General features: G+C 35.3%; 10 protein-coding genes and 1 pseudogene. 1 reads left to right on the top strand and 10 read right to left on the bottom strand.

Annotation, left to right across the window (positions count from 1 at the left end; all coding sequences use genetic code 11):
* Nucleotides 1-101 precede the first annotated feature (101 nt).
* The 7 genes and pseudogenes from dnaK to JNUCC74_RS10590 all read right to left on the bottom strand — a co-directional run.
* Nucleotides 102-1,943, bottom strand: coding sequence for a molecular chaperone DnaK (dnaK, locus tag JNUCC74_RS10560; protein WP_454065315.1), 1,842 nt, complete (start codon nt 1,941-1,943; stop codon nt 102-104).
* A 29-nt stretch (nt 1,944-1,972) separates the two neighbouring features.
* On the bottom strand, nt 1,973-2,527 hold the full coding sequence (grpE, locus tag JNUCC74_RS10565) for a nucleotide exchange factor GrpE (protein ID WP_454067877.1): 555 nt from the start codon (nt 2,525-2,527) through the stop codon (nt 1,973-1,975).
* 179 nt (nt 2,528-2,706) lie between these two features.
* Entirely contained in the window at nt 2,707-3,738 is a 1,032-nt protein-coding gene (gene hrcA / locus JNUCC74_RS10570) for a heat-inducible transcriptional repressor HrcA (RefSeq protein ID WP_077320966.1), read from the bottom strand.
* A gap of 647 nt (nt 3,739-4,385) precedes the next feature.
* The gene (gene hemW / locus JNUCC74_RS10575; RefSeq protein ID WP_454065316.1) at nt 4,386-5,540 is read right to left on the bottom strand and encodes a radical SAM family heme chaperone HemW; all 1,155 of its coding nucleotides are present in this window, start codon (nt 5,538-5,540) and stop codon (nt 4,386-4,388) included.
* Between the two features lie 490 nt (nt 5,541-6,030).
* On the bottom strand, nt 6,031-6,375 hold the full coding sequence (locus tag JNUCC74_RS10580) for a sensor histidine kinase (RefSeq protein ID WP_454067878.1): 345 nt from the start codon (nt 6,373-6,375) through the stop codon (nt 6,031-6,033).
* A gap of 205 nt (nt 6,376-6,580) precedes the next feature.
* On the bottom strand, nt 6,581-6,712 hold the full coding sequence (locus JNUCC74_RS10585) for a histidine kinase dimerization/phospho-acceptor domain-containing protein (protein WP_454065317.1): 132 nt from the start codon (nt 6,710-6,712) through the stop codon (nt 6,581-6,583).
* A gap of 165 nt (nt 6,713-6,877) precedes the next feature.
* Nucleotides 6,878-7,066: pseudogene (locus tag JNUCC74_RS10590) on the bottom strand (ATP-binding cassette domain-containing protein); the annotation flags it as partial.
* Nucleotides 7,067-7,481: 415 nt separating this feature from the next.
* Between JNUCC74_RS10590 and JNUCC74_RS10595 the strand changes: the two are divergent.
* Nucleotides 7,482-7,760 (top strand): hypothetical protein, encoded by a 279-nt coding sequence (locus JNUCC74_RS10595; protein WP_454065318.1) that lies wholly within the window; start codon nt 7,482-7,484, stop codon nt 7,758-7,760.
* An 876-nt stretch (nt 7,761-8,636) separates the two neighbouring features.
* Here the strand turns inward: JNUCC74_RS10595 and lepA are convergent.
* The 3 genes from lepA to spoIIP form a co-directional block, all read right to left on the bottom strand.
* Nucleotides 8,637-10,445: a translation elongation factor 4 gene (gene lepA, locus JNUCC74_RS10600; RefSeq protein ID WP_454065319.1), complete on the bottom strand. Its 1,809-nt coding sequence runs from the start codon at nt 10,443-10,445 to the stop codon at nt 8,637-8,639.
* 769 nt (nt 10,446-11,214) lie between these two features.
* Nucleotides 11,215-11,523 (bottom strand): hypothetical protein, encoded by a 309-nt coding sequence (locus tag JNUCC74_RS10605; protein ID WP_454065320.1) that lies wholly within the window; start codon nt 11,521-11,523, stop codon nt 11,215-11,217.
* Nucleotides 11,524-11,533: 10 nt separating this feature from the next.
* Nucleotides 11,534-12,700 (bottom strand): stage II sporulation protein P, encoded by a 1,167-nt coding sequence (gene spoIIP, locus JNUCC74_RS10610; RefSeq protein WP_454065321.1) that lies wholly within the window; start codon nt 12,698-12,700, stop codon nt 11,534-11,536.
* Nucleotides 12,701-12,901: the final 201 nt, after the last annotated feature.

A 12,901-nucleotide genomic window follows, 5' to 3' on the forward strand; every position in this document is an offset into this window, starting at 1 on the left:
CAAAGCCAAGAGGATCCCTGACTTTGACTTTTAAACTACAGGATAATGGAGGGGAGTTTAATTCAAAACTTCCCGGATCTAACTGCTCCTGTTTGTACCATTTATTTTTTATCTTCTTCATCGTCCACTTCTTTATATTCCGCATCAACAACATTATCGTCATTGTTATTGTTATCGTGATTGTTATTATTACCTTGTTGTTGTTGCTCTTTTGCCATTTGTTCATATAATTTCACAGAAAGCTGTTGGACTTGTTCTTGTAAAGCATCTTTCTTTTCCTTGATTTTTTCTATATCATTTGATTCTAATGCGGATTTCAATTCTTCTTTAGCAGCCTCAGCTTTTTGTTTTTCGTCTTCAGAAACTTTATCACCAAGGTCTTTAATTGTTTTATCTGTAGTAAAGACTAACTGATCTGCTTCATTTCGCAATTCAACTTCTTCACGACGTTTTTTATCATCCTCTGCATTTTCTTCGGCTTCTTTCACCATGCGTTCAATTTCTTCATCAGAAAGACCTGAAGAAGATTTAATGGTAATGGACTGTTCTTTATTTGTACCTAAATCTTTAGCGCGCACATTAACAATACCATTAGCATCAATATCGAACGTAACTTCAATTTGTGGAACACCGCGTGGTGCTGGCGGTATATCGGTTAATTGGAAACGACCTAATGTTTTGTTATCAGCTGCCATTTCACGCTCACCTTGTAACACATGAATGTCGACTGCCGTTTGGTTATCGGCAGCAGTTGAGAAAATTTGTGAATGGCTTGTAGGGATTGTTGTATTACGTTCAATTAATTTTGTCATTACACCACCCATTGTTTCAATACCTAAAGAAAGCGGGGTAACGTCTAATAATACAACATCTTTCACATCACCTCGTAACACGCCACCTTGAATTGCTGCTCCCAGTGCAACTACCTCATCCGGGTTCACACCTTTAGAAGGTTCTTTACCAATAATACGCTTAATCGATTCTTGAACTGCCGGAATTCGTGTAGAACCACCTACAAGAATTACTTTGTCAATATCACTTGCTGATAAATTAGCATCGGATAGAGCTTTACGAGTTGGAATCATTGTACGCTCTACTAAATCTGAAGAAAGCTCTTCAAATTTTGCTCGTGTTAGTGTCATTTCTAAATGAAGTGGTCCAGCCTCTCCTGCCGTAATAAATGGTAAGGAAATTTGGGTTTGTGTAACACCAGACAATTCTTTTTTCGCTTTTTCAGCTGCATCTTTTAGACGCTGCGTAGCCATTTTATCTTTAGACAGGTCAATACCATTTTCTTTTTTAAATTCTTCTACCATGTAATCGATAATCACATCGTCAAAGTCGTCTCCACCTAAACGGTTATCCCCTGCGGTTGCAACAACTTCAAACGTACCGTCACCAATATCTAAGATGGAAACGTCAAATGTTCCACCGCCAAGGTCATATACTAAAATAGTTTGGTCTTCATTTTCTTTATCAATTCCGTAAGCTAAAGCAGCAGCAGTTGGCTCGTTAATAATCCGTTCAACTTCTAATCCTGCTATTTTTCCAGCGTCTTTCGTTGCTTGCCGTTCTGCATCATTAAAGTATGCCGGAACAGTAATCACTGCTTTTTCAACTTTTTCGCCAATATAATCTTCTGCATACGATTTGATATGCTGTAAGATGATTGCTGAAATTTCTTGTGGTGTATATTCTTTATCTTCAATTTTAACTTTATAATCTGTGCCCATATGACGTTTAATGGATTGAATTGTATTTGGGTTTGTTATAGCCTGACGTTTGGCAATTTCACCAACTTGTCTTTCACCATTTTTAAATGCCACAACAGAAGGTGTCGTACGGTTTCCTTCAGGGTTAGGAATAACTACTGCTTCGCCGCCTTCCATTACTGCAACACAAGAGTTTGTAGTACCTAAATCAATGCCGATTATTTTACTCATCATTATTTCCTCCTTAACTAGCAAAACGATTATTTATTTACTTTAACCATTGCTGGTCGAATAACGCGATCTTTTAGTTTGTACCCTTTTTGTAATTCTTCTATGACTATATTCGATGGTTGGCTTTCATCTTCTACTTGCATAACCGCATAATGTATATTAGGGTCAAATTCTTCTCCGACAGAAGCGATCTCTTCAGCACCTTGTGATGCAAGTGCTTCTTTAATCTGATTATAGACCATGGTAATACCTTCTATAATACTAGCGGTTGCTTCTGTTTTTTCTACTTGCAATGCACGTTCAAAATTATCTAAAGCTGGTAATAATTCTTCAATCAGATCTTGTGACTTATATTTACGATCGGCTTCCCGTTCTTTCAACGTTCGTTTTTTGTAATTATCATACTCTGCTTGAATCCGTAATAAGCGATCATGAAGTTTATCTTTTTCCACTTCCAGCTCTTCCAACTTACGTTCTAACTCTGATGTCTCATCGTTAACGTCATTTGCTTCATCTGTTTCTTCGGTATCAATGATTTCAGCAGATTCAACTGCATCTTCTGTCACCTGTTCTTTTATATCCATTCCTTCATCAGTAGCCGTATTTTCCTGTTTCTTCTGTTCCTCCACGTCAGACACCTCCAATTTAAATTAACCACTTTACACTATAACATGTTAAGCTCCAGAACGAAACAATGGGCTTTTACTGAACCTTGCCCATTGTTTGCTAACTCATTCATAACAAATGGACCGCTAAAACCAAGTTACTCATTGTGTTTATACCACATATCTAATGCCTCTGTCATTTCATGAGAAAGGATGTTTAATAATGAGATGACTCTACGGTATTCCATCCTCGTCGGACCTAGCAATGCGATCGTTCCCATCTGTCCTTCAGCTAAATGATAGGATGCAGTAATTAAACTAAAATCCTTGATCGCTTCGATATCGTTCTCTCTTCCTATCGATACTTCTATGCCATCTTTTGCCTGCTTCAATAAGTTGGCAATCTCTTCTTCATTCTCAATCATTGCATAAAAATCACGTATCTTATCAACATCATTAAATTCTGGCTGCATTAACATATTTGACTTGCCACCAATATATACTTTTACTGGATGGTCTTGAAAAAAAATATTTTTCAAGTATTGATACGATTTATCTAAACTGGATACGTACTTTTCAATCATGGCATCAATTTCCGAATTGAATTTTTCCGCCAATTGTAGAATTGGCACACTATGAAGCTGTTCATTTAAAATATTGACCATTTTTTCCAAATCAGAAGGGTTAATTTTCTCTGGAATAGAAAAAGTCCGATGTTCTACATGACCCGTGTTTGTCACAAGAATAGCAACAGCTGTATTAGGTGATATCGTAATAATTTGTATCTGCTTTAACTTCGTATCAAAAATTTCCGGTCCCAGTATAATAGAAGTATAATTCGTCAACTCCGATAAAACTTCCGCTGATATTTGTACAAGTTGTTCAAACTCAAAAAAGCCATCTTTAATAATGTGTTTAATTACATTACCTTCTTGTTTTAAAATAGTTGGCGAAATCAAATGGTCAACATAGTAGCGATATCCTTTCTCAGAAGGAATACGACCAGATGATGAATGAGTTTTCTCAAGAAACCCCATATCCTCTAAGTCTGCCATTTCATTTCGAATAGTTGCAGCACTATATGGAATAACTTCCTTTTTTGCAATAGCACGCGAGCCAACAGGGTGTGCTGACTTGATGAAATCATCAACAATGACTTGTAGAATCATTAACTGCCTTTTTGATAACATGATGATCACCTCTGTTAGCACTCATACCTTTCGAGTGCTAATTCTAATAATAAAGTATCAAATCAGCTTTTTTTTGTCAATAAAATGGCATAGTAACGATTGACTTTTTTCAGAACAAAAGCGAGAAGTGCTCAGTTAGCAATATACAAACTGGAGATAGCTAACGAGGTAAAGTGAAACTTCATTTCTTGGAATGCTTTTCCCAAGAAATGTTAGTTGAACCAATCGGGGATTTAGGAACCGTTTTTCTCATCTTGTTCGCAACATCATTAGCTCATTTTCGAATGGAGAAAAATACGGATCCTTACATCCGGGATAAAGTGAAACTTCATTCAAGGAGTACTTTTTCTCCTTGTAGTGGATTAAAGACTAAGATCGCAAGCGTCCATGAAAAAATCGCTTTTTGCGTGCCATGTATTGCTATTGAAGCATACTCTGTCCTTCAAAAACACTTTTTCTTTGACCGATGTATCGCTATCGCAGTTCTTCTTACCCTTGAAAAACCGCGATGTTTGTTAGTCACTTTAGGCACATCATCTAGATAAAGCTACTTTCAAAAAAACACATTACAGAAAACGGTTATTATTTCTAGACAGACAGAAAAAACACCTGCATTAAAGCATACAGGCTATTCTTACAATCATTGACTATTTTAGCATTTCCTCTTCAAGTAAGAACCTTTCAAATACTTCATTAGCCAATAGCTTACCTTCTTCCGTTAATACAATTTTATTGACATCCTCTATTAACCAGCCTTTTTGCATAAGTTCTTCAATAGACGAACGGTATACTTGATCCATTGAAATTCCAAATTTAGCTGCAAAATGGTGTTTATTTACTCCTTGCATCCTTCGTAATCCAAGAAACATCTCTTCTTCCATTTGTTCTTTTTTACCAATGGAATCGATGTGTAAGATTGGTTTTCCATCTAGTTTCGCTTGTTTGATATAAGCGGGCAGTGGCCGAATATTGCCATAACGTTTACCGGGTAAATAACCGTAAGCTCCTGCACCAAAACCGTAATAATATTCATTATTCCAATAAGTTAAGTTGTGTTTGCTTTCAAATCCTGGTCGAGCAAAATTACTAATCTCATATTGTAATAATCCATTTTCTTTAGCTGTTGCTTTTAAAATTTCATACATCTGCACCTCTTCCTCCTGTGCAGGACGATGTAACTTACCCTTCCTATAGCGTTGATAGAAAACGGTTTTGGGCTCAATTTGCAAAGCATATGTCGAAAGATGCGGTAGATTTAAACTCATTGCAGCATGTAAAGATGCTCTAAAGTGAGCAATCGACTGATTTGGAAGTGCATAGATTAAATCGGTACTAATATTATTTATGCCATGTTTCTGTAAAAGTTCAATCGTATGATAAACATCTTGCACGGTATGAATTCTGCCTAATTCTTTTAGCATGGCATTATCAAATACTTGAACACCTAAAGACACTCGATTAACTCCATACGACGTCAATAATTTTATTTTTTCCTCACTAAAATCTCCCGGATTAGCTTCAATCGTAAACTCTTCACATGCTGTTAAATCAAATTTCAAACTTAGTTGTTCTAACACTGCTTCTAATTGATCGACAGTTAAAGCAGTCGGGGTTCCTCCACCAATAAAAATGGTACGGATCTTTGTATTATTTTTCTTTACATAAGTGGAAATTTCCTGTTTTAACGCATTTATATAGTCATTTGCCAATTGTTCATTATAAAAAAACTTGGTGAAATCACAGTAATGACAAATTTGCTGACAAAATGGTATGTGCACATAAACAGATTGAATTAAATTCATACTATACTCCTTCTTAACCTTTCATTTAGTTTACCGATTAACTCCTCTTAGAAAAATAGACTTATTAATAGATAGAGCAGCATTTTTCAAGCTTGTATGTATTTAGCAACGTAGCCTTCTATTTTCTTTTAGGGGTTTTATAAGCCTTTTTCATCCAACATGTGTATCTGTGTATTTTATAATAGTGAACCATAATTATCAAGAAGGAGGGGTGACTAACCCCCGACCTCTAAAACCACCTGTTTGCTCCCTTTCCTTACTTATGCTCTTTCTTTACATCTTTATTTTAACAAACTTTATTGAAGTTCATCTAATACATTTTTAGGAACTTGGTCTTTTGATACTTCTTCATAAGACCGTCTGTTTAGACATTTCTTTCTTATACAAAAGTTCGTTTGTAAATGGTAAGAGACGATAACTAAAAACGTAAAGTATTTGATTCTAAATTTAAGGCAATCTCTAGGGATTTAATTATCTTCAGTACTTGAATTTATACGACCGGTATGGCCAATGTAACACTTGCACCAATTATCTTGTCTTCCCTTTTTATATTTTTTATTTCAATTATTCCTTTATGTTCTCTTACTATTGATTCTACAATGGATAATCCAAGCCCGTAATGCTTGTCACCTCTATCTAACGAAGTAATGTAAAATTTTTCTGTTGCCCTATTTAATGCCTCCTCAGAAAATCCTTTTCCATTATCTTTAATAACGATGTTGTATGAACGGTTGAAATTAAAAAATGATAAAGAAACGGTCCCGTCCTCTGGAGAAAATTGAATCGCCTTTTGTACAACATTCTGAAAAGCCTTTGTTATCTTAGATAGATCTATGAATGCATTGGATGTTTCCGTTTTTCTAAAACTAAATGCCTTCCTTTAATATTAGATAATTCTTTAGCGAGAGATATCCATTCTGATACTACCTCTTTGGTAACATGAACCTTTACAACAGTAGTATGTTTCGATACACCCGACAGATATTTCAATTCATCAACATATATATTTAGTCGAGAAACTCCTTTATAAGAGTTTCCAATTAGATTTTCTTCTTGGTTGATAGTTCGGTTTCTTTTAATAAATCTAAATTTCCACTTATTAAAGTAATAGATGTTCGTATATCATGGGAAACAGCTTGTAGAGTCCGATATAATTTTTGATCGACATCCACTGTCTTTCAAGAGAGGTCGATAATTCCATTTTTAATTTGGCTAAACTAGAAATTACTTCATTCATTTCCTTAATGGAACTGCTAGGTACTTCAAAATCGATTCTCTCATTCTTAATATTTTTGATAATATTGTTTACTTTTTTAATTCATTTTGTAACTTTGTTGGAAGAGTACTTCTCCTTCAGTTGGTTTTAAAACACCTGTAGTAATTTTTAACAAGGTAGATTTACCTGCGCCATTAGGGCCTAGAAGTCCATAGACAGAGTTTTCTCGTACATTCATGGATATATCATTTAAGGCCACTTCTTTTTTGAATTTCTTCGTTAAATGTTTAGTTTGAAGAATATTTTTCATCAAAGCTCCTCCTTAAGTTGAAGTATATCAAAGAAATATAATTACTTTATAACTGAATCCATTTTTTGAAATTTTTTATGACGCATTGTAATATGAAGTGCATAGGATTTCCCCATCAGTCTCCTGTTAGCTACTAAACGTCTTGACCTTACTTGGGTCGGACTTTCTCCAATTAGTGATTAACGGCTTTTTAGGCATTCGCTAATCCAAAAACTTTCCGCAAGAAGAACTTGAGATTAATTTGAGTAAAATATATGGAACATCAGTTTAATAAAGGTATGATTTCAAAATTGGAATACGAAGCAAAGAAACCAGAATTGACTCTTCCATATATCTCGCAACAAACCTGCGGTAATATGTCAAGTGGAAAGTAAATAAAAGGGCGACTCTAAGCTAGACTGCTAAAAGGCGGAGTATGCAAAAATATGGGAATTGGTATTATTTTGAAATAAAAGCAATTGGCGCTAATTCAAAAAACGAAGCAGAGAGAATGTTAAGAAAGGCGATATCCGAATATGAAAATACAGGGGTATTCTTTGAACCATCTCAAATTAGTGTTTATGATTATTTTCAATTTTGGCTAAAAGAGTATGTGGAGGTAAGCCTTAAATATAATGCTGTTGAAAATTATAAAGGAGTATTCGAAAAACATAAAAACCTAGTTTTTGGAAAAATTAAAAAGTATCCCTCCTGAATCACTTCAAAAATGTATTCTTGATAAATATAGAGAGGGTTACGCAAGAAAAACATTAACTATATTTCATACGGTTTTAAAAAGCGATTTAAACCAAGCTGTATATTCATACAAGCTTTTAATAGACAATCCAATGCAATATGTCAAGACACCAAAAATAGTGCAGAGAAAGTCGACTAAAAGCGATCTAAAAATATTTTTTTAGAAATCATCAAGAAGATTAACGATTTCTTGATGAAGATAATACATTTTATATTCCAATTCATATTGGTTTAAATACAGGGATGATGGTTAGTGAAGTTTGCGCGCTTACATGGGAATATGGTTGATCTTAACAATAAAACACTAGAAGTTAACAAAATATTCATTAACAAAGATGGTAAATAGGTATTTAGATCACCTAAAACATCAGCTTCTTATAGAAAAATAAAAATTGGTAGTACACTTGTTAACCTTTTAAAGAAACATAAAAGTAAACAAAAACAAAATAAATGGAAGTATGGCGAGCATTATCACTAAAGTAATGGATTGTCCGTAATTCCGGGAAGTTGTAAATGGAGTGGCAGTAATTTTAGAAAAAAGCTGGGTATTGATTTTAATTTTCACTCATCAGGGTTAGGGCACACCCATGCTGGCTCTTGTTAGAACAAGGAGCACCCATTAAAGATATACAGCAAACATTAGGGTCATAGTAGGGTTAGTATTACGCTAGACACCTATTCCCACTTAACGGAGAAAATGGGTAATCAAACGGTAGACATTTTTGAAAGAATGATGAGCGAGAATATATAGCCTAGCCACCAAAATAAAAAGTTCGGTAGCTATATGGTGGCTAGACGTTAAATTTCATTATCGATATAGCTTGCACCCCTTGATTTAATCATCATCCATCTTCAAAACTGCCATAAAGGCTTCTTGGGGAACTTCCACGGAGCCAATCATTTTCATTCGTTTTTTACCTTCTTTTTGCTTTTCCAGTAATTTACGCTTCCGTGAAATGTCTCCTCCGTAACATTTAGAGAGTACGTTTTTTCGCATCGCTTTGATCGTTGAACGAGCGATAATCTTATTGCCAATCGCAGCTTGTACCGGGACTTCAAACTGCTGTCTTGGAATAAGATCTTTTAACTTCTCGACAATCTGCTTTCCACGCTCGTAAGCAAAGTCACGGTGAACAATGAACGATAATGCATCGATTGTTTCCCCATTTAGTAAAATATCCATTTTCACTAATTTTGAAGGACGGTAACCAATTAAATCATAATCAAACGAAGCATAACCTTTCGTGTGTGATTTAAGCTGATCAAAGAAATCATAAACAATCTCAGATAATGGAATATGATAAATTACATTTACACGAATATCATCTAAGTATTCCATGTCAATAAATTGGCCTCGTTTTTTTTGTGATATTTCCATTACCGCACCAACAAATTCATTTGGCACCATAATCGATGCTTTCACATAGGGTTCTCGTATTTCCTTAATTTGTTGAGGGTCGGGCATAAATGATGGGTTATCAATAGAAATGGTTTCTCCATCCGTTTGCTCCACCTCATAAATAACACTTGGGGCAGTTGTAATTAAATCAATATTAAACTCTCTTTCAATGCGTTCTTGAATAATCTCCATATGCAATAATCCTAAAAAACCGCAGCGAAAGCCAAAGCCCAATGCTTGAGATGTTTCCGCTTCATATTGGAGTGATGAATCATTTAATTCTAATCGTTCCAATGCTTCTCGTAAGTCATTATAATTTTTAGAGTCTACCGGATATAGACCGCAAAATACCATTGGGTTTAATTTCTTATATCCCGGTAAAGGTTCTTTTGCCGGACGGCTTGCCAGTGTGATCGTGTCACCAACCCGAGTATCTCCTACATTTTTAATCGATGCTGTCAAATAACCGACATCACCAACAATTAATTCATCTTTACTTTCTGGTTTTGGATGAAATACACCTACCTCGTTAACTTCATATTCCTTTCCAGTTGCCATCATTTTTATTTTGTCGCCAACCTTAACAGACCCTTCCTTTATACAAACGTAGGCAACAACACCGCGGTACGGATCATAAAGGGAGTCAAAAATCAACGCCTTGAGAGATGCCTCCGGATCGCCGGATGGGGCAGGTATTACCTCAATGATTCGTTCCAAAATTTCATCTATGCCAATATTTGCTTTTGCTGAAGCAAGAATCACATCATCTTTATCAATCCCAATTACATCTTCCAACTCTTGTTTGACACGCTCTGGATCTGCACTTGGTAAATCTATTTTATTGATGACAGGTATGATCTCTAAGTCGTTATCCAAAGCTAAATAAACGTTTGCTAACGTTTGCGCCTCTATTCCTTGAGCAGCATCAACCACCAAGATAGCACCTTCACAAGCTGCAAGACTTCGCGATACTTCATATGTAAAATCAACATGTCCAGGTGTATCGATCAAATGGAACAGATATTCATCTCCAGCTTTACTTGTATAATGAAGCTGAACTGCGTTTAATTTTATTGTAATACCACGCTCTCTCTCCAAATCCATAGCATCAAGCAACTGATCTTTCATTTCTCGTTGTGAAATTGCTTGTGTTCGCTCTAAAATACGATCAGCTAATGTTGACTTTCCATGGTCAATATGAGCGATAATGGAAAAGTTCCGTACATTTCTTTGATTTTCTGCCATTAATGATGTTCACTCCTACTTCCTCCTACCTGTATTTAAACAGGTAGAAATCCAAAATTAACTGCGCCAATGACTAGGTTAGATTATAGCAATAGAACCATTGATATTCAAGAACAAAAGCTAGAAGAGCTCGGTTAGTAACGTACAAACTTGAGAGCCTCTAATGAGATCAAGTGAAACTTCATTCCGTGGAACACTTTTTACACGGAATGTTAGTACCTTAAAGGTATGACCTAAATGCCCTTGAAGCAATCGGGCATTTAGGTGCCGTTTTTCTTTTATGTTCACAATGCATAACAGTTTTAAAATTGAAGAAAGTACGGCACCTTACATGCGGGGTAAAGGGAAACTTTATTCAAGGAGTGCTTTTCTACTTGAATGTAAAACGAGAGTCGCTTGAGGGCGCGTAAGCTAGACGAAGGAACTTTTTCAAAAAGTTACCCTCCATGTAGAAACAGATATCATTTCCTAGACAAGAATAAAAGCGTGATACTATACTAAATATTGAATAATTCAATCTGTTCAACCACTGTATAGAAGAATAATAAGTTAAAATTCGGAAAAATCAATAGTTTAAACGTTAAAGAACTTTCTAATTAGGCATCAGCCAAAATAAGCCCGATTATTAACAGAAGTTGGCAAGGTGAGCGGTTAATAAACATGTCAAGGTTCTTACAATCGATCAATTGGTTGTCAGTTTGTAAGAACCTACTATTTTTAACAATGACATTTAATAGCATCAAGACCAGACATATAGTTTTTTAACAACTTAAAAAAACAGCTGCGATATTTGATATAAAATTTCAACCACAATTTCATAAAATCCTGTAATACCTGCTTCTAGTATAGAAGCTGTCTTCTCCGTTACCTGTGCGGGAGCTTCTACTTCTGTAAGAGGAGCTCTGTTTTCCCCACTAGTTGCTTCGTTTATATTTTCGGTAGATGGTAAAGTTATTTCCTCTATCTTATCTGAGGCAATGGGTTCTTGTTCCTTATTCACTGCACCTTGATTACCATAAACTACTCCTGTTAAAAAACAAATTGCCAGCAACAAAAGAATAATCACAGATCTTGCCATATTAACCCTCCTAAGAATCAGCGTCTACTTTCTCAGCGTCCCAATATAATTCACTTAATACATCCGCGAATGCATCAGCTGAACGATACAGCTCGTCTATATTATTTTCTACTCCACCAAACTCCAACAGTAACGCATTTTCTGATAAATCCTGATTAAATACACCATTTGTCCCTGCACCTTTCTTCGTAAACACTCCTCTACTTAAGCCAGGGTACTTTTCTTCTAATAAATAATGTAATTTAGCTGCTAGTTTTTGATTTTTTTCATACGCATCATGCTCTGCACCAATGACAATCATAACTCGAGCATATGATTTTTGATTAATTTTCGTTGTTGTTTTATTCCTATCGATTGAATCGCGATGCAGATCAAAAACATAGGTAATGTCTTTATTTGCTGCAACAGTCTCACGAACAATTTTTCTTGAGGCTTCATAAGATTTTCCATAGTCCCAGCCCTTATTGTTCAGTTCGCTCATAATATCGGTATTATCTACCTTTGTTCCTATGCCATTCGCTTTTAACGATGTCGCTAACCGTTCACTTACCTTGGTAATATTTACTTCTTTATGATGAGCTTCATTTGGATCAGATACATCAGGTAAATGTGGTAAAAATGATTCTCGGTTATGCGTGTTATACAAAAACACAACATTTTTATCTCCGGTTGTAGGATGGGATTTCTTTGTACGGTTATCATTTTTGTTCCGCTCCGTTTCTTTATCTTGCTGATCGATAAATGCTTGTCGTTCTTTTAAAACGTCTTTTAAAGGGGGTGAGGACTCAATAGGAAAATTAGTAAAGTTGGTTCCCTTACCAGCAATTAAAATTTGGTTATCAAAACTGGAAAATCCAGGTATCTCATTTCTTATTAGACTACGAGGGTCTTTGGGTGTAAGATTGGTTGCTACTTGAAATAAGATTGTTGTGACATTTGGCTTGTTTTTATCGGTTGGATAACTTTGTTGAAAGGCACGATTTTCCAAGCTCAGTAAATAATAGAAAAATGAACTATCAATATCATTTGTCCATCCAGTAATAATTTCTGATGATAATCGATAAGCAGGCTTTACCGTAGTCATTATTCCAATAAATATAAATAATAAAACAAAACCAATGAAATAAACACTGCCTTTTTGATAAAATGAGCGCAGCCAGTTACTTTTCCATTGCATGGTTCCACCCTTTCTGAAATGCAACTTCATAACACTATCTTTTTCTATAGTTCACTCTATGAAGTGAATTCCAAAACTAGAACCCAAAAATAGATTCAATCCAGATGTAAGAATGTCCCTCGTGTAAGCATATCTTTAGTATTTCTATGACTTCGAAAAAGCAAAAGAGCATTCCTAATCAGCTCTTTCATTTGAATATGT

The organism is Cerasibacillus sp. JNUCC 74 (assembly GCF_053667775.1).